The sequence below is a fragment of the Tepidibacter formicigenes DSM 15518 genome, from assembly GCF_900142235.1.
GTDB lineage: Bacteria > Bacillota > Clostridia > Peptostreptococcales > Peptostreptococcaceae > Tepidibacter > Tepidibacter formicigenes.
Window position 1 is genome coordinate 47,867 of sequence record NZ_FRAE01000012.1, and the last position, 19,337, is coordinate 67,203.

General features: G+C 26.0%; 19 protein-coding genes and 1 tRNA gene. 5 read left to right on the forward strand and 15 right to left on the reverse strand.

Features of this window, described 5'->3' with window-relative positions:
• Positions 1-47: 47 nt before the first annotated feature.
• The 3 genes from lepA to gpr all read right to left on the reverse strand — a co-directional run bounded on the left by lepA (position 48) and on the right by gpr (position 4,213).
• Complete coding sequence (gene lepA, locus BUA77_RS03690) at positions 48-1,850, reverse strand: translation elongation factor 4 (RefSeq protein WP_072887423.1); 1,803 nt, start codon at positions 1,848-1,850, stop codon at positions 48-50.
• Positions 1,851-2,192: 342 nt separating this feature from the next.
• Positions 2,193-3,188, reverse strand: a complete 996-nt coding sequence (gene spoIIP / locus BUA77_RS03700; protein WP_072887425.1) for a stage II sporulation protein P — start codon at positions 3,186-3,188, stop codon at positions 2,193-2,195.
• Positions 3,189-3,265: 77 nt separating this feature from the next.
• Positions 3,266-4,213, reverse strand: a complete 948-nt coding sequence (gpr, locus tag BUA77_RS03705; protein WP_072887426.1) for a GPR endopeptidase — start codon at positions 4,211-4,213, stop codon at positions 3,266-3,268.
• Between the two features lie 263 nt (positions 4,214-4,476).
• Here gpr and rpsT point away from each other — a divergent pair, with 263 nt between their 5' ends.
• Positions 4,477-4,743 carry a 30S ribosomal protein S20 gene (rpsT, locus tag BUA77_RS03710; protein ID WP_072887427.1) on the forward strand — a complete coding sequence of 89 codons (267 nt, stop codon included), beginning with the start codon at positions 4,477-4,479 and terminating at the stop codon, positions 4,741-4,743.
• A gap of 46 nt (positions 4,744-4,789) precedes the next feature.
• Here rpsT and holA read toward each other — a convergent pair whose 3' ends face one another.
• The 6 genes from holA to BUA77_RS03740 form a co-directional block, all read right to left on the reverse strand.
• Positions 4,790-5,821, reverse strand: a complete 1,032-nt coding sequence (holA, locus tag BUA77_RS03715) for a DNA polymerase III subunit delta (RefSeq protein WP_072887428.1) — start codon at positions 5,819-5,821, stop codon at positions 4,790-4,792.
• Positions 5,799-7,061 carry a ComEC/Rec2 family competence protein gene (locus tag BUA77_RS03720; protein WP_072887429.1) on the reverse strand — a complete coding sequence of 421 codons (1,263 nt, stop codon included), beginning with the start codon at positions 7,059-7,061 and terminating at the stop codon, positions 5,799-5,801. Before BUA77_RS03720 ends, holA begins: the two co-directional genes overlap by 23 nt.
• 129 nt (positions 7,062-7,190) lie before the next feature.
• Positions 7,191-7,709: an ECF transporter S component gene (locus BUA77_RS03725; protein ID WP_072887430.1), complete on the reverse strand. Its 519-nt coding sequence runs from the start codon at positions 7,707-7,709 to the stop codon at positions 7,191-7,193.
• An 83-nt stretch (positions 7,710-7,792) separates the two neighbouring features.
• Complete coding sequence (locus BUA77_RS03730; protein ID WP_072887431.1) at positions 7,793-8,038, reverse strand: hypothetical protein; 246 nt, start codon at positions 8,036-8,038, stop codon at positions 7,793-7,795.
• Positions 8,039-8,093: 55 nt separating this feature from the next.
• Complete coding sequence (locus BUA77_RS03735) at positions 8,094-9,251, reverse strand: GNAT family N-acetyltransferase (RefSeq protein WP_072887432.1); 1,158 nt, start codon at positions 9,249-9,251, stop codon at positions 8,094-8,096.
• A gap of 1 nt (position 9,252) precedes the next feature.
• Positions 9,253-10,137: a DUF2156 domain-containing protein gene (locus tag BUA77_RS03740; RefSeq protein WP_143151289.1), complete on the reverse strand. Its 885-nt coding sequence runs from the start codon at positions 10,135-10,137 to the stop codon at positions 9,253-9,255.
• A gap of 188 nt (positions 10,138-10,325) precedes the next feature.
• On the opposite strand from BUA77_RS03740, the gene BUA77_RS03745 reads away from it, so the two are divergent.
• Complete coding sequence (locus BUA77_RS03745) at positions 10,326-11,228, forward strand: ComEC/Rec2 family competence protein (protein WP_072887434.1); 903 nt, start codon at positions 10,326-10,328, stop codon at positions 11,226-11,228.
• A gap of 8 nt (positions 11,229-11,236) precedes the next feature.
• Positions 11,237-11,452: a DUF3006 domain-containing protein gene (locus tag BUA77_RS03750; protein WP_072887436.1), complete on the forward strand. Its 216-nt coding sequence runs from the start codon at positions 11,237-11,239 to the stop codon at positions 11,450-11,452.
• Between the two features lie 37 nt (positions 11,453-11,489).
• Here BUA77_RS03750 and BUA77_RS03755 read toward each other — a convergent pair whose 3' ends face one another.
• Entirely contained in the window at positions 11,490-12,200 is a 711-nt protein-coding gene (locus BUA77_RS03755) for a tRNA threonylcarbamoyladenosine dehydratase (RefSeq protein WP_072887438.1), read from the reverse strand.
• 81 nt (positions 12,201-12,281) lie between these two features.
• Here BUA77_RS03755 and BUA77_RS03760 point away from each other — a divergent pair, with 81 nt between their 5' ends.
• Positions 12,282-12,878: a hypothetical protein gene (locus BUA77_RS03760; RefSeq protein WP_072887440.1), complete on the forward strand. Its 597-nt coding sequence runs from the start codon at positions 12,282-12,284 to the stop codon at positions 12,876-12,878.
• 54 nt (positions 12,879-12,932) lie between these two features.
• A complete protein-coding gene (locus BUA77_RS03765; RefSeq protein ID WP_072887442.1) occupies positions 12,933-13,730 on the forward strand; it encodes a hypothetical protein in 798 nt (265 codons plus the stop codon).
• 34 nt (positions 13,731-13,764) lie between these two features.
• Here BUA77_RS03765 and BUA77_RS03770 read toward each other — a convergent pair.
• The 5 genes from BUA77_RS03770 to selA all read right to left on the reverse strand — a co-directional run bounded on the left by BUA77_RS03770 (position 13,765) and on the right by selA (position 19,014).
• Positions 13,765-13,861: transfer RNA gene (locus BUA77_RS03770), tRNA-Sec, on the reverse strand.
• Between the two features lie 162 nt (positions 13,862-14,023).
• Positions 14,024-14,932 (reverse strand): GerMN domain-containing protein, encoded by a 909-nt coding sequence (locus BUA77_RS03775; RefSeq protein ID WP_072887444.1) that lies wholly within the window; start codon positions 14,930-14,932, stop codon positions 14,024-14,026.
• A gap of 89 nt (positions 14,933-15,021) precedes the next feature.
• Positions 15,022-15,708, reverse strand: a complete 687-nt coding sequence (locus BUA77_RS03780; protein ID WP_072887446.1) for a response regulator transcription factor — start codon at positions 15,706-15,708, stop codon at positions 15,022-15,024.
• Between the two features lie 11 nt (positions 15,709-15,719).
• Positions 15,720-17,600: a selenocysteine-specific translation elongation factor gene (gene selB, locus BUA77_RS03785; RefSeq protein WP_072887449.1), complete on the reverse strand. Its 1,881-nt coding sequence runs from the start codon at positions 17,598-17,600 to the stop codon at positions 15,720-15,722.
• Between the two features lie 10 nt (positions 17,601-17,610).
• The gene (gene selA / locus BUA77_RS03790) at positions 17,611-19,014 is read right to left on the reverse strand and encodes an L-seryl-tRNA(Sec) selenium transferase (protein ID WP_072887451.1); all 1,404 of its coding nucleotides are present in this window, start codon (positions 19,012-19,014) and stop codon (positions 17,611-17,613) included.
• Positions 19,015-19,337 lie beyond the last annotated feature (323 nt).

A 19,337-nucleotide genomic window follows, 5' to 3' on the forward strand; every position in this document is an offset into this window, starting at 1 on the left:
AACTGCTTTTTAGCAAAATAAAATAATACAGGACTTTAATACTTTAATTATTTATCTATCTTAAGCACAGACATAAATGCCTTTTGTGGAACTTCAACTGAACCTATTTGTCTCATACGCTTTTTACCTTCTTTTTGCTTTTGAAGAAGCTTCTTCTTACGAGATATATCTCCTCCGTAACACTTAGCTAAAACATCTTTTCTAAGAGCTTTTACAGTTTCTCTAGCTATTACTTTATTTCCTACTGATGCTTGTATAGGAACTGCAAACTGATGTCTTGGTATTTCATCTTTTAACTTTTCACACATTGCTTTACCTCTAGTATAAGCTGTTGTTTCATGTACTATAAATGATAGTGCATCTACTTGCTCCTTATTTATAAGTATATCAAGTTTTACAAGCTTAGATGGTTTATACTCTTTAAATTCATAATCAAGAGATCCATATCCTCTTGTTCTAGATTTTAAAGCATCAAAAAAGTCGTATATTACTTCATTTAACGGAAGTTCATAGTGAAGCATTACTCTTTTTGTATCTATATATTCCATATTCTTCATCTCTCCACGTCTTTCTTGAGCAAGCTCCATAACAACTCCTACGTAATCATTTGGAACTATTATATTAGCCTTTACTATAGGTTCTTCCATCATTTGTACTTCAGCCATTGGCGGAAGATTAGTTGGGTTTTGAATCATAAGAACTTCTCCATTGTGTTTAGTAACTCTATATATAACAGAAGGTGCTGTAGTTATTATATTTAAATTAAATTCTCTCTCAAGTCTCTCTTGAATTATTTCCATATGAAGCAGTCCTAAAAATCCACATCTAAACCCAAATCCAAGTGCAGCTGAAGTTTCTGCTTCAAATTCAAGTGCTGCATCATTTACTTGTAATTTTTCCAAAGCATCTCTTATGTTTTCATACTTTTCTCCTTCGGCAGGATAAATACCACAATAAACCATAGGTGTTGCTTTTTTATATCCAGGCATAGCCTCATCTGTAGGATTATTAGCATCTGTTATGGTATCTCCAACTTGACAACTTCTTATTTCCTTTATACTTGCAGCTACATAACCAACATCTCCTGCTTTTAACTCATCTATAGGAACTTGTCCAGGTGCCATTATACCTACTTCTGTAACTTCAAAAGTTTTTCCAGTATTCATCATTTTAATTTTCATGCCTTTTTTTAAGGTTCCTTCAAACACTCTTATGTATGCTACAACACCTTTATAACTATCATAATAAGAGTCAAATATTAAGGCTTTTAATGGTGCATTTTCATCACCTTGTGGAGGAGGTATTTGCTTTACTATTGCTTCTAATACATCTTCTATATTTAAACCTTCTTTTGCAGATACTAAAGGGGCATCAGATGCATCAAGTCCTATTATATCTTCTATTTCTGTTTTTATTTCATCTGGTCTAGCACTTGGAAGATCTATTTTATTAATAACAGGTACTATTTCTAAATCCTGATCTATTGCTAAGTATACATTAGCAAGAGTTTGTGCTTCTACTCCTTGAGCAGCATCTACAACTAAAAGTCCTCCTTCACATGCAGCAAGACTTCTTGAAACTTCATAGTTAAAATCTACATGTCCTGGAGTATCTATTAAATTTAAGAAATATTCATTTCCATCCTTAGCTTTATACACTAGCCTTATATTTTGAAGCTTAATAGTTATTCCTCTTTCTCTTTCTAAATCCATATTATCTAAAAGTTGTTCTTTCATTTCTCTTTCACTGACAAGTCCAGTATACTGAATTAACCTATCTGCCAAGGTCGATTTTCCATGATCTATATGAGCTATTATACTAAAATTACGAGTTCTATTTTGTTTACTCATTATTTTCTTTTGCCTCCTCATCTATCTTAAAATATATATATTATAACTTTATTATCACAAATAACACAACTTTTATTTTATAATGTAATTATTTATATTTCAATAAATTTTCTACAGAAAAAATAAAGTTTATCTTATTTAAAAGATAAACCTTTCATAAAAACATATAATTTTATTAGCACTGGCCCATCATAAATCCCCATGAAACTTCCAGTTCTATAATCTATCAAACTTATTGAAATTATTAAGAATAAAAAAATACATATTGTAAATAAAATTTTGTATTTTTTATTTCTTTTATTTTTTTTATACTCTAATGTCTTTTCTAAGCGTCCCATAAAATCACCTATTCATGCCATTCAAAGCTTCATCTAATACATCAGCCAAGTATTTAGTAGTTTTTAAAGCTTCATCTATTGTATTTGCATTTCCTCCAATTTCTAATAAAGCATAATTATTAGAAAGAAATTGATTAAATCTTCCGTAAGGTTTTACAATTACCTTTTTTGCAAGTCCTGGATACTTCTTATTACTTATACTAGTTATATATCTAGCAAACTTTTCCACTTCTTTTCTATTAGGACTTTCAGGTCCTACAACTATTGAAAATCTAGCAACTTTTTCTCCGTTTATAGTAACAGTTTCTTGACTTCTTACTTTTTTCCTCATTTCTTCATTTTTTATATCTACTCCATCTCTATGTATATCAAGTACAACTTTTATAGAATTATATTTTTTTAGTATATTAGAAGCAGTTTCAAGAGATCTTTTATAAGAACCATTAAAAGAAGGGTAGTCATGATAATCCATATTATGTAGAACAGAATATCCTCTTTTTTCTAGCTCTCCTTTTAATTTTTCCCCTATTGACATAACAGAATATTTCTTATTTAAAGAATGGTAATTTCCTATCTTTTCTGGTTCATAGCTTTCTGTACCATGTGTATGATATATAAGAATTTGAGGTTTTCCTTTTGCTAATTCAATTTTATCAGGAACCTCAATTTTTATGTTTTTATCATTATTTTCCTTAATCTTTTCATTATTTTGATAAGGTACAACGTTTATATTTTGCATTTTATCATCCACTACTTCTATTTTTATATAATCTTTATTATTTGACGTTGCTATTTCATTTTTATCTTTTTTTAGTAAATTAAATCCTATTTTAACTAAACCTTTATTTTTCCCTTCTAATTCTAATTCAGGGTAAGTTTTTCTTATAAGATATTTTAAAAAATCCTCTTCATCAGAATTAAGTGCAAGACTAGTAAATGAAAATATTGTTATAAAAGATATAGCTAATATAATGCTTATTAATATTTCTTTTCTTTTCATTAGTATTCCTCCCCTTATTTTTGTCCAATTGTTAGTCTAAATTTAAAATCACTTTATACATTTTATGAGGAGAGTTTTTAATTTATTCCTGGATGTAAAGATTTATTTAAAGCTCCACTTATTATTATTGATAAATTATCTATTATTTCATCAATATCCTTTGGAGTCACAATTACATTTTTATCATATGGTTCAAGTATATCCTTTATTAAATGATATTTTTCTTCTTGCTTTAAAGATTTTAGCATATTATAAAACTCTTTTCCTTTTTCACTTTCATTTATTAAATTATCTAAAGTCATATCTATTATGTCAGAAGTTAAGGTAGCTGCATCTACAACAGTTGGAACTCCAATAGCTATTACGGGAACTTTTAAATATTCTTTATTTAATGCTTTTCTTATATTTCCTATACCTGCTCCCGGAGAAATTCCTGCTGTAGAAATTTGAATTGTGCTATTTACTCTTTCCAGCTTTCTAGAAGCTAAAGCATCTATAGCTATAACCCCATCTGGGTTTATCATATCTACTAAAGATTTAACTGTTTCACTAGTTTCAATTCCTGTTAAACCCATAACTCCTGGACTAAGAGCTGCTACTTCACTTAAATCGTCATCATATTCTTTATTATAGGTCTTAAATAAGTGCCTTGTAACAAGAACCTTTGATATTGTTTTTGGACCTAATGCATCAGAAGTTATATTCCAGTTTCCAAGACCTATAATTAATGTTCTTTTGTTCTTATCTTTACCAAGTATTTTTGTCAATTCTTCCATAAGAGCATTTATTATAGAGTTTCTAGATTCCTCATCATCAAATGTCAAAAGATTCGATTCTATGGTTACATAAATCCCCTTTTCTTTTCCCATTATTTCTTTACCTTTATCATCAAGTATTTCTATTCTTGTTACTGTATAATTTTCATTTTCTTCCCTATCCACCTTAACTCCTGGTATTTCTACATTTTTATCTTCACTATACATTTCCCTAGCTTCTATTGCCAAGTCTGTTCTTATATTTTTCAAAATTACCCCTCCATTATTTTAATGTATAGTATTATTTTTTACAAAAATTCATTTTTTATAACGAATAGAAAATTATATACCTTAATTTTTTATAAATTTCTATTAATTTATTGTAAAACATTCATTTTTTGGTTATAATTTTAAGAGTTATAATTTCTGAATAGTATTAATATATATTTAGCCTTGATTTTTAGATTTTTTTCTGATAAAATCTACTTTGTTGACATTGAAGAAACATATTTACATACAAGGGGGTGAACAGGTTGGCAAACATAAAATCAGCTAAAAAGAGAATAAAAGTTATAGCTAAGAAAACTGCTTTAAATAAAGCTAGAAAATCTCAAGTTAAAACTGCTATAAGAAGATTTGAAGAAGCTTTAGTTGCTGGAAATAAAGAAGAGGCTATAAGCAAATTCAGATTTGCTGAAAAGAAAATCTATCAAGTAGCTGCTAAAGGAAGTATCCACAAAAACGCTGCAGCTAGAAAAGTGTCTAAGCTAGCTAAGAAATTAAATGCTATAGAGGCATAGGATAGATAACGGTTCTTATAAAACCCCAGAAATTCTGGGGTTTTTTTCATACACAAAATTTACTAATAATTATTTCTAAAGCCAAAGTATCTTTTATTAACCCATTTTTTATTGAAAAATCTGCATCTAAAACCTCATTCAATAGCTTTACTATAACTTCATTGTTAAAGTTTTTTCCTTGATTTAAAGCTTTAGTTACAACATATGGGTGTACATTAATTTTTTGGGCTATAACATTTGAAGAATATCCAACCTTTTGAAGTTGTTTACTTTGTATTATTATTCTAAATTGCCTTCCTATCATGCTTAAAATCATAAGAGGAGATTCACCTTCAAGTATCATATCATTTAATATTTTCATAGATAAACTTGAATTTTTATTACCTATTGCATCAATAAGCTTAAATATATCATTTTCTATTTTTTTAGAAGATAATTTATCTATTACTTCTTTAGTTACAGTATTTCCTTTACCTGTAAAGGATGCTATTTTAATAATTTGATTTTCTAAATCCGAAAGTGTTTTATTAGAGGTTTTATTTTGATAATCTTCTATGTTTAAAAAATACATTATTTCTTGCCTACCTATATCAACATTTTCTTTTTCAAATCTATTTTTAGTCCATTTAAATAATTCTGTTGAGTCTAATCTATCACAGTTTATTACAATACCTTGTTTTATTAATTCCTTTACTAATTTTCTTCTTTTATCTATATCTCCATAAACTATAAATACCAAAGTGGATTGTTGTGGAGTATTTTTTAGGTAATCAATAAGATTATTTTCATCTTCTTCTGTAAAATTTTTTCTTTTATTTTTTAGAAGTTCAAATTCTTTTACTATAATAATTCTTCTATCATCCATAAAGGGAAGAGTCTCTACATTACTTAAAAGTAAATCCATTGTAATTTCTCTTCCATCTAAAATAGAATAGTTAAAATCCAGAAGGGAATGATTCAAACTTTCTTTAAAAACCTTAATTACATTGTCTAATAAATAAGTTTCTTTTCCATAAAATAAGTAAAGCTTTTTGAAGTTTTTACTTTTAATATCTTTAATAATATCCTTGTACTTCATTTTTTTGCTCCTTTACAATTTTTGTTTCTCTAAAAAGCATATAAGACATTAAAAGTATATAATAAAGAATTACTAATTTCAAATTTACATTTTTTAATTCTATGTAAGAAAATTTAATGTTTGATAGATAGTTTATTAATAGAAAAATATAATCTTGTATAAAAATAACTGTTTTTATAAATATAAAAGTAATTTTAAGATTTAAAAAAGACATAATTAAGGATATTAAAACTAAACTTATTAAAACTCCAATAAAAGGAACAATAAGTATATTAGCTACCAAAACCATTATTGGTATTATTTTGAAATTAAAATATATTATAGGAAGTGTAAGTATATTTGCAGCTATGGTAATAGATATTAATGGATAGCTTATATATTTATTTATAATACTATAAAAATAAATTATAGATAAAGTTGCAAAGAATGATAATTGAAAGCTTATGCTATATATTACAAAAGGATTTTCAATTATCAAAACAATTCCTACAAAAGATAAAGAACATATTCCATCATATTCTCTTTGTATAAATAAGGCTAAATACATAATTATTGAAAAAACACAAGCTCTAACTACTGAAGGAGTAAAACCAACTATAAAGCAGTAAAAAAATAAAGATACTACCATAATCATAAGCTTATAAAATTTATTTATCCCTCTTATGATAAAATTAAAAATGTATATAATTATACCTACATGAAGCCCAGAAAGTGCTATTATATGAGATGTACCAGTTTTTGAAAAAGAATCTAAAATTTCCTTTTCTATATCTTCTTTATCTCCCAATACTAAAGCTTTTAAAAAAGGAGCCTGATTTCTAAAAATATTTTCTAATCGATTTTCTATAAAACATTTTCCTTTATATGAAAAATAATATATATTCTTATTTTTATTTTCTACTTTATAGTTTCTTAGATTTATAATTCCTATATATCCAATAGACCTTAAATATCTTCCATAATCAAATTCATTTAACTTTAAATCTTCAAGGCTCTTAAGTTTTCCATTTATGCAAACATAATAGCCTACAGGAATTTTATGTTTTTTATTGAAATCTCTTACTAAAAATTCACCTATTTTATATTCAAAATATTTTTCTTCATAATTAGCTTTTTTAACTATACCTTTTAACTGTATTTCATTATTATCTAATTTATAAAAATTATCTTCATAGTTTTTAGTATATATAAATGCAAATAAGAGGCTTGTTATAAATATAATAAAAATTGGTCTTCTCATATGAAATATATATGCCTTTCTTTTTCATTATTGCACCTATATTATATCCTTAGATTAGTATATATAAACCTAAAAAAGCCCTAGTATTATTAACAAATAACACCAGAACTTTTTGCCAGATTTATATATTTAATTTTTTATTAAGTTGTTTTTGCTTATATAATTAGTTTTAAGTATAGCCATGGCTACAGGAACACCTATAACAATACTTCCTACTCCTTGCATTATATTTCCAGGAATTGATTCTAAAGCTACAATAAAACTTCCTTCTAATATACCTCCTGCAATATAATAACCAATTACCATGAATGAAGCCCCTACGAAAGATGAAATTATCATTCTAATTTTATTTATAGATTTTTTCATTAAAACTCCAACAATAAAACCTTCTGCTCCTTTTATAATTAATGTAAAAATAGCCCAATGAGCATATCCACTTAATATATCAGCAAGAGCTGAGCCTATCCCTCCTGCAATCATACCTGGCATAGGTCCAAATAAAATAGATGTTATAAATATTATACTATCTCCAATATTAATAAAACCATTTGTAGCTGGCATAGGAATTTGAATAACTATTGTACCCATACAAACAGCAGCTATCATAAGTCCAACAAAAACTAAATAAGTTGTTTTTGTATTTTTCATAAAATCCCCCCTACTACATTATCTTAAATTTAATTATAGCAAGGAATATTTTTTATAACAACACTCTTTGTAACCATACAATTTTATTTTTTACTATTTTTTGTCATACTGTGATATCCAGAAAATAAACCACTAGCAGTAAGTCCTGAAATTATTCCATTTAATATACTTTGCTTTATATCTCCTTTAGGTTCAAAAAATACACACATACTTATACCTAATGCTAAAGAAACTAGCGGAGCAAATTTTTTAGGCATACCAGCTATTTTTATAGCTTGTATTATACCTATTATTAAAGAAATTATTATAGGGTTAGAATAAATCTCCATGAAATTCACCTCCTATTATTATACTTATTCAAAAAAAACAAAAAGGCCCTAAGGCCTATACATATTCATTAATATAATTTATTTTTTTAGTAAATAATTTTTCAAAGTCTTTTAACCTATCTTTACTTTTAACATTTATTTTTCCTAAAAACAAAGCTTCTTTAGTATCTATATAAGAAAATCCAAGTTGGCTTAAAGTATTTATATCAATAGTCAAATCTTCATTTTCATTAGTCTCTAAAACTTCAATTTCTCCTTTTCGAATATTAATATTAAATACTTTATTATTTTCATCTATAAAATCATCTTCTACTTTTAAATTTAAGTTTGCATCTATATTTAAATTTAAAGACTCAATAAATTTCTTAAAATTAATTATTCTTCCCATCATAAATGGTTTTATTTTAATATCTATGTTTCTTAAATTAAGAGTTAAATATTTTATTTTATCATCAATAGAAGAAGATATATTTGCTTTTTTAAATTGTGTATTATGATTATAAATAAACTTTAAAAATGATTTTAAAGCATTTATATTTTTATATGCAATTTCTCTAACAAATAATGTTTTATCCATTTTAAAATATATTATATATCCGTCAGGACCTTCTTCATTTTCATGAATATATATATATCCATCTTCTGAATTTATCTCTTTAAATAAATTCTCAAAATAATTTTCATCTCTTAATATATATCCGTTTTTATCTTTTAAAAAAGATTTATAAACATCAATTAAACCAGGAATATCTTCCAAAGAAGCTTTTTTTAAATTACCATTTATTTTAAAATCCTTTAATATTTCAATATCCATATTATATTCTATTTGGTCACAGCAATGCTCATACCCAAAATACCTATACAATCTATAATCTATAGGCATAAGTATAGATACAATCTGATTTTTCTTATAAAGCTCATTTAAAGCACTCTTCATTATAATTTTCATAGCACCCTTTCCTCTTGCATCAGGAAAAGTTGAAACACCTACAACATAAGATGTATCATAAGGTTTATTATTTAAAACTATTTTATACTGATTAAGCTGAAGAGATGAAATTATATTATTATCAATTTCTACAACTAATGTATTTTCTTTATTATATTTATTTTCAAAATAATAATTAAAAAAACCTTGCGTATCATCAAAACAGTATTTCCACATTTCTTTTATTTCTTTTAAATCTTCGTCTTTAGCAAATCTAACCTTCATATTAAACCTCCAATACAGTATATTTTTCTACAAACCTATCTGGATAATAAGAAAGTTTTGCTTTTCTTAACCCCTCAACCCCCAAATCTTCTTCTCTATTTACAAATTCCACATCCGGAAACTCATTTTGTAAAAATAACTTATTTATCATTGGATAAAGTCCCCTTATATTAGGATTTGCCTTTTCAACATGAATAAGCGCCATATTATCATTTAAATATTCTCCAAATGTAAAAGCTTCAAGCTTCTTATCTATATATATTCCCCCTACCGTAACATCTAATTTATCATAATTTTTAAATACCTTCTCAATGGCTTCTCTTTCACTTTCTATACTTTCATCCTCTTCCTTATTTTCAGTCCATTCATCTAAAAGTTTAAGACATTCATGAAAATCCTCTTTCCCTAATCTTTTATAAAAATATCTATTTTCATATTCCTTTAAAAAAGCGTTTATATGATTTCTCTTTTTTTGATACTTTCTCCCTTTTAAAGTTCTAAGATTTTCTCCTAAATATACATAATCAAAATAATCTCTTTCCTCTATATATTTAAATTTATCTTTATAATTTTCCTTAAGGAAACCTGCAAATTCTTTTGTGATAGCTCTTAAGTTTAATTTAGTATTATTCCTATAGAAATAGTCATATATAAATTCAAAAGCTTTCTTTAAATTTTCTTTAGTAGCTAATGGTATTACTGTAAATTTATGATTCTCATATTCTCCTATTAATACAGCAAAATCTTCATCCTTATAATACCTCGTTTTATATAAATGCTGCCACATGAATATTGTTGTAAAATTATATTCACACGCTTCATAATCTACATTTTTAAAATAACAATCTAATTCACTTTTTGATTCTATATCTACTGATCTAAAAATACTAATCTACCTCCTTTTATTCTACAACTATTGTAACATATATAAACATATACCCTCAATTGGTATTTACAATTATTTATCATTAGATTATAGTATTAACAAGAAGCAAAAGCATCTCTTATATATTTTCCCAAAATTCCTTCATATAAACACATCAATTATAAGGCAATGACAAGAGGAGGTTCATAATGAAAAAATTTTTAACACTATTTATCGTACTATTTTCAATATTTTTAGTTGCATGCTTAGATAAAAATGTAGAAAACAAAATTACCAACAAAAACTCTATACAAAAAAATAGTTCTATTTTAACTGTCCATTTTATAGATGTAGGACAAGGAGACTCTACTCTTATTTTAACTCCAGACAATAAAACAATGTTAATAGACGGAGGAGATAATAGTCAAGGAGAAAAAATAAAAAATTACTTAAAAAAACTTAATGTAAATAAAATAGATGTATTAGTTGGTACTCATCCAGATGCAGATCATATAGGTGGTCTTGACTATATAATTGATAACTTTGAAATAAGTGAATTTTATATGCCAAGAAAAAGTCATACTACAAAGACATTTAAAGATGTATTAATTGCTGCCAAAAATAAAGGATTAGCTATTAAAGAAGCAAAATATGGTGTTGTATTTAATTTAGGAGACTATGTTAAATGTGAAATTTTAAATCCTGTAAAAAAATATGGTAGTGATAATAATCAATGGTCTGCAGTAATTAAAGCTAAATATAATAATAAAAGCTTTTTATTTACAGGAGATGCTGAATTTAAAAACGAAGAAGATATGATAAAATCAGGCTCTAATTTAAAATCTAATATTTTAAAATTAGGTCATCATGGAAGTTCTAGTTCAACTTCTGAAAAATTCCTAAAAATAGTTAATCCAGATGTTGCTGTTGTATCATGTAAATATAAAAATAAGTATGGACATCCCCATAAAGAAATTCTAAATCTTTTAAAAAAATATAATATTCCTTTATATAGAACAGACGAACAAGGTAGCTTAGTTTTTTACTGTGATGGAAATGAAATTTGGACTGATAAAAAGCCTGGTACATATAATTATTATGGGAATAAGTAGGTGATATTATGAAAGGAACAATTGATAGATTTGAAAAAGATTTAGCTGTGATAGAGCTAGAAGATAACACTTTTATAACTATTCATAAGTCAAAACTACCTTCTAATGCAAAAGAAGGAGATGTTTTGATTATAAATAAAAGTAAAATTGAAATTGATTTGAATAAAACAAAAAAAATAAAAGAAGAAATAGAGAATTTAATGGATGAACTATTTGAAGATTAAAAAATTCACATGTTTCTATAGAAGCATGTGAATTTTTTTACAGACTTACTAAATCTTTAACCACAACAGAAGCTATAACAAGCCCCCCTACAGAAGGTACAAAAGATATACTTCCTGGAACTTCTCTTTTACTATCATTAGAAATAGTTATAACAGGCTTTATAGGCTTTTCTGTAGAATAAACAACTTTTAATTTCTTTATTCTTCTATTTTTTAATTCTCTCCTCATAACCTTTGCAAGTGGACACATATGAGTTTTGTATATATCTGAAACCTCTATTTTAGTAGGATCTAATTTATTTCCCATTCCCATAGAACTTATTATATTAATTCCTTTATTATAGCATTTTTCTATCAAGTCTATTTTAGAAGATACCATATCAATAGCATCTACAACATAATCATATTTTTCACTTAAAAGTTCATGTGAACTATCCTTGTTATATAGCTTTTTATGTGCTACTACATTTATATCAGGATTTATATCTAGTATTCTATTTTTCATAATTTCAACTTTACTTTCTCCTACAGTACTATGAAGAGCTGGAATTTGCCTATTTATATTAGTTATATCTATTTCATCATGATCTATTAATATTAAATTTCCTACTCCAGCCCTAGCTAGAGCTTCTACTGTAAAACTTCCAACTCCTCCTACTCCAAATACTGCTACTTTAGAACTTTTTAACTTTTCCATCCCTTCGTTTCCTAATAAAAGTTGTGTTCTCATAAAAAAATTTTTATCCATAATAATCCTCCAATTTGCATAAAATAGGGTACTGAAAAAAACAAATATTAACGAAATATATTATATAAGGAAGGTGATTATATGATTAAAATAAATCCTCTAAATAATAATAGAATAACCATTATGAAGATTCACAATGATACTGTAATAAAAAATGTAAATAAAGTAAATAAAATTGATAAAGTTAAACCCATTAATAATAATAAATTTAGTGAAAATTTCATATTAAGTTCTAGTTCTTTTTATAATAAAATGAAAAATTTTCAAGAAAACAACAATGTTTTTATTAAAAGTCAAAAAGAACCTAAAAAGGATGTAAGTAAAAATTTAACTGAAGAAGACCTTGAATTACTACAAGCAATAAAAAATATAGTTAATACATACAATGAATCAATTTTATTTTTTAAAAATTTAAATATATATACAGGAGAATACCACATAAAAAGAATATCAAATATTATAATACAAAATCAAGTTAAATTATCTTCCATAGGAATAATCATAAATAAAGAATATTTTCTACAGTTAAATGAAGATATTTTAAAATACAAAATAGTTGAAAATAAAAAATATATACATTCTCTTTTTGATTTAGATAATGGTATTATAAAAAGAATATTAGATAAAATTAAATCTGAAAAAAATTCACTACTAAAAAATAATAAACACTTATATTGAAAATATTAAGAATACATCGCCTTCCTATTTTCATAATATATAGGGGGTGATTTTTTGAAAAAATTAATTTATATTCTAACTATACTAATTGCTACTAATTTATTTATGATTATTCCAAAGTGTTATAACAATTTAATAGATAAAAGTGTAATTCAAAATTACTTGGATAGTTCTCAAGGTGCAGAAGAAAAAGAAAATCTAAAAAAAGAAATAATAAAAAATATATTAAGTGCCACTGGATATGAAAAATGGAATGAATACATAGATTATATAGACCTTAAAATATATAAAGGAAATGTAATTCCAAATGATAAAGAAGATATTATATTTGTTCTTAATTTATCTAAAGATAATGCTTTAATAGCTGTTTATGAAGATAGCCTTAATAATAATTACTTTTATAAAGGTAAAATTACTAATTTAGTACCAGTAAAAGATATATCATTTTTTAAAAACTTTTTAGTAGTTGAACAAATATTAGATGAAAGATTAGGTGCTTTTTTTATAGATGATTTTATAGAAATTTTTTATTATGACGATAATTTATTCAAAAGTGTATTTAAAAAATCTATATATTATGATGAGATTTATAAGAATGTATGGATAGATAAAAATGCTCCTCATGATGAATGGAGTAAAAATGTAGAAAAATCTTCTATAGACTATTTAGATGAAGATATTCCTAAAATATTATCTATAACCACTAATATTATCTATAAAGCTAAATCAAATAATACACCTAAAGCAGATGATTTTAAAGAAATAAGTAAAGAAACTCAAAAAGAGCTTTATGTATGGGATGAAAATAAAAAGATTTTTAAACTAAAAGAAAAAAGTCCAATAAACGAATAAAAGACCTCAAATTTGAGGTCTTTTATTCGTTTATTGGCGGGAGTATGTGGGAATCGAACCCACCCAGGAAGCTCCTAACCCCCCGTACTGGTTTTGAAGACCAGAGAGCACACCAGCACTCATCTACCCCCATGTATTGCCAATTCCTTGACACTACTATATAATAACATGGATATTGTTTTTTGACAAGTACTTTTTTGTCGTCTTTGACAACATTTTGACGGCATAATAGAAATAAGTTAGAAAAGTAAAAAAAGCCACTTGATTCTAAATGACATCAAATGGCTAAAGTTTTAACGCTCAGTTTTTATTAAACTTTCTTCTCTAGTAAATGGTTTGTTAAATTCATAATGAGAAAAATAATCTACTTTTTTACCTTCAATTAAAAATAATACACTAGAAATATTCTCAAGCTCTGTAAGACTATTTACTATAGAATATATAGTCATAGTTTCACCAGCAGATCCTCCAATATAATTATTTATAAATTCTTTACTGAAATTCACAGTAGCTATCCCTTTCTCCTCTGAATAATTTAAAAGCTTTGTTCCTTTAGGTATTATATTATATCCTTGTTTATTAGATTCTTTTATAATTTCCTCTACTATTTTCTTACCTAACTTATATCCGTCTTTTAACTCTACATTTTTTTTATAAGGGATAAGGTATTCCATATTTTCATCAGGAAAATAAAGCTGTACTGAAATTTTTTTCTCCTCGCTTAAATTAAACTCCTTTAAAATTCCATAAGGCTGTCCATCTAGAGAAATCAATTCCTTTCCTTCTACCGTAATCTTAAGTGCCTCTATTTCTTTAAATTGATTTAATGTATTGCTAATTGTAATTACTGCATTTACCTGATTTATATCTGATTTAAATTCTAAAAATTCTTTAGATAAATCTAAATATAATATACCTTTTTTCTTTTCAATCGATAGTATTTGAGTATTTTCATTTATACTTCTAATCATATCAGAAGAATATGGGCCATTTATAAGCGCTTTTATAGTATTATTATACTTTTCCATATCATTCGAATACTCTATTGACCTTGTAACCCATTGTATTTTTGAATTATCCAAACTTGAATAATAAAGTTTTATTTCTTGTTTTTCAGTATCATCTTTAATTATTTTTTCACTGCATCCTACAACGGATAACATTAAAGTCAAAATCAATAATGTGTAATATATTCTTTTCATTATTAGCCTCCTAGATTAAATAGGTTATTAAACTACATAAATATAAATACTATAAAACCCTGAATTATATAACTAAAAAATAATTATAATTAATTTTCTTTAAAATAATAACCCATACCCCATTTAGTTAATATATGTCTAGGACTAGAAGAATTTTTTTCTATTTTTTCCCTAAGCCTTCTTATATGAACATCTACAGTTCTTAAATCTCCATAATACTCATACCCCCATATTTTTTCTAAAAGTTCCTGTCTATTAAATACTTTATTTGGGTTTGTAATTAAAAATAAAAATAAATCAAATTCTTTTCCTGTTAAATTTATATCTTCATCTTTATAACTTATTTTTCTTCCTAACGTATTTATTTTAAATTCTCCTATTTGAAATTCAGGTGATAAATTTACTTCTTCTACTTTTTTAGTTCTTCTTAAAATAGCTTTTATTCTTGCCTTTAACTCTAAAACATTAAGAGGCTTTGATATACAGTCATCAGCTCCAAACTCTAACGCCATTATTTTTTTCAAGTCTTCTCCCATAGGTGTAATCATTATTATTGGTACCGATGAGTACTCTCTAATTTCTTTACATATTTGAAATCCATCTCTTTTATTAAGCTCAGATTCTAAAATTATAATATCATAACTCTTATTTTCTATTTTTTTTAGTCCTTCATCACCATCATATACTCTGTTTATTTTATAATATTCATCTTCAAAAGCATATTTTATCTGCTTAATTAATAAGGGCTGATCATCTATTATTAATATCTTTACCATATATAATCCTCCTAGATAAGTACCCTTTTATCTCCTATTCTTTTTGTTATTTTATTTCTATCAAAATCATCCAAAAGTGCCATGGCATATTTTCTACTTGCTCCTATTAAATCTCTAAAATTTCCTAAAGTCAAACTTCCATTTTCTTTTATATGCTTTTTAACCATATCTAAAGCCTTTTCATAGTATTCCTTATGATATATTAAATCATCACTTACTCTTATAAGAGTATCTCCAATTAATGCTTCTAAAACTTCCTTATACTCATTTCTATCTTGTATAATATCAGTAATATTTCTAGGAGTTAAGCCATCATTTTTTAATTTAGATTCAATTTCTTCTTTTATCTTAGCCTGAACTTCATTAAATACTACTTCAAAATCATATAAGCTAATTAAATTCTCTAATATTTTTATTTTTTCATCTTCGACAAATAAAGCCAATAAACTATCAAAATCTTTAATTTTAAGTTTTTTTTCTACTCTAGATCTTAATTCTTCTTTTAATAATCCTTTTTTCAAAGGATGTTTTTTATGAAAATCTGAAAGTAAACTCAAAGTCTTTTCTTTTAAATATTCATAAAAATCTTTATGAATATATAAATTATTTATATTTGCAATTTTTTTAGCCATGCATAAAGAATTAACTTCTTCTTTTATTATTTCCTCTTTTTCACCTATATAAACAGATATATCCTTTAAAGAAGGATATTCTTTACTGTGTTTTTTTATTATTTCTTCTATTATTTCTTTTGTATCTCCACTTTCTTTTAATTTTAAAGATTTTAAAACTTCTTCATCAAATCTTCTATGCTTTTTAGGATTTGTATCAAGTATTACTCCTCCACCTATAGTTTCCATAGGTGAATAGAACCTAATTACAAACATATCCTTATTTTTAGCAACAATTGATTCCTCAAGTCTTATTTGACAGTATCCTGTATCTCCTAAATTTATATTTTCTTTATCTAGTGGAACAATTCTTCCTAAAATTTCTCTAGTCCCATGATAAAGTCTTATTCTATCCCAATATTGAAGTTTTCTTGAAGCATGTTTTACTAAAGAAATCTTAATATCAATCATCATAGATTCCATTAATGAATTAGGATAAGCTAGTACATCTCCTCTTTCTATTTCTTCAACCTTCACATTGGCTAAATTTATTGCAACCCTTTGCCCAGCATAAGCTGTTTTAACAAAATTTCCATGAACTTGAATACTTCTGACTTTAGTATTTATCCCTTTAGGATATATAACCATATTGTCCTCTACATTTATTTTTCCTTCTATTAATGTTCCTGTAACTACTGTTCCAAATCCCTTTATAGAAAATACTCTATCTATATTAAGCCTTGGTGGAGAATTTAAATTTTTACTTTCTACTTCTTCACTTATTTTATCTATAGCTTCAATTAAATCATCAATTCCTCTTTTGCTAATAGAATCAGTTTCTATAATTAAAGCATCTTTTAAAAATGTATCTTTCACCTGTTCCCTAATATCTTCTTTTACAAGATCTAAAAAATCTTTTTCTACTAAATCAGACTTTGTTATTACAATAATTCCATTTTTTATATTTAAAAAATTCAAAATATCTAAGTGTTCTATAGTCTGGGGCATTACCCCTTCATCTGCCGCTACAACTAAAAGAACCATATCCATTCCTGAAACTCCAGCTAGCATATTTTTAATAAACTTTTCATGTCCAGGTACATCAACTATTCCTGCTCTTTTACCACTAGGCAAATCAAAATAAGTGAATCCTAAATCTATAGATATTCCTCTCTTCTTTTCTTCCTTTAGTCTATCTGTTTCTCTTCCAGTAAGAGCTTTAATCAATGTAGTTTTTCCATGATCTATGTGACCTGCTGTGCCTATTATTACATTTTTCATAATACTCCTCCTATTTCACAGAATTCACAATTTCTTTTACAATTGTTTCAAATTGTTCTTCAAATATAGTTCTTACATCTAGCACATATTTATTATCATATACTCTTGCAATAATATGATTTTCACATAGTCTTAATCTTCTTTCTAGTTCTGAAACACTAATTTTTTTAGGAATTATTGTTATTACTTTAGTTTTTATATTTTCAAGAGGCATAGAACCTCCACCTACTTGTGAATATCCTTCTTCTAAGTTTAAATTTATATCTAAATTTTCACTTTCTATCATTTTATATAATTTTTCAGCTTTTTCATCTAGTTCTTCCATTGTATAAGTTAGCATTCTAAGAGTTGGTATTTCTTTGATTGCTTTTTTTTCATCTAGGTACAGTCTAAATGTAGCTTCAAGTGCTGCTATTGTAAGCTTATCAACTCTTAGAGCACGTGTTAACTGATTCTTTTTCATTTTTTCTATATATTCTTTTTTACCAATAATTATTCCAGCTTGAGGTCCTCCTAGTATTTTATCTCCACTAAAAGTTACTATATCAGCTCCTTTTTTAAGAGAGTCTAATACCGTAGGTTCATAGTTTAATCTATACTTTGAAATATCTATGAAAAGCCCACTACCTAAATCTTCAATTACAGGAAGATTATATTTTTTACCCATTTTTGATAACTCGTCTATATCTACAGTTTTAGTAAATCCTAATATTCTATAATTACTTGTATGAACTTTAAGAAGCGCCGCTGTATTTTCATTTATTGCTTCTTCATAATCTTTAATATGAGTTTTATTTGTAGCTCCTACCTCTCTTAATATTGCTCCACTTTCCTCCATTACTCTAGGAATTCTAAAAGATCCTCCTACTTCCACTAATTCTCCCCTAGATACTATTACTTCTTTTTCTTTAGCAAGTGTGCTTAAAACTAATAAAACAGCTGCCGCATTGTTATTTACAACCAATACTGATTCTGCTCCTGTTATCTTCTTTATAATATCTTCTAAGTGAGAATATCTTGAACCTCGTTCTCCTAACTCTAAGTCATACTCTAAGTTAGAGTATCTAGATGCAGTTTCCCAAACTTCTTCCTTTATACTATCTGAAAGAAGTGACCTACCTAAATTAGTATGTATCACAACTCCAGTTGCATTAATAACCTTTTGTAAAGAAAGTGAATAAGTATTGGTTGAATTTTCTATTATATTTCCTATTAATTTATCATAATCTATATAAAAAGAATTAATTTCATCATCTTTCAAAGAAATTATTCTTTTTCTTATATTATCTATAGATTTTCTTATATTATCAACAATTAAACTTCTTGGATATTCTTCTAACAAGTTTAATATTTTCTCATTATTTAACATTTCCTCTACTGAAGGTAGTTGAGAAAATAATTTTTTTTTATTCAATTTTATCGCTCCCTCTATATACTTTTATTTTCTCTTAAATACTCTCTATTTCTTACAATTTCATAAATTGATAGATATATTTTTTGGATATAACTTCAACATATTCAATTTTATGGATATAGAAATGTATAACCCCAGAAAATCAGTGTTTTTACCAAAATATTACTGGAATTAATCCACTAATTTCATGGCGACGTACCCTCCCATGTCTCACAGGATCAATGTCCCTAAATTCCTTCGTTCAGTCTATCCATGATGTGGTATCAGCTATGCTCCTTTGCGGGGTCAAATGCCCTAATGGTTAATATATCTGCTGAATTCCT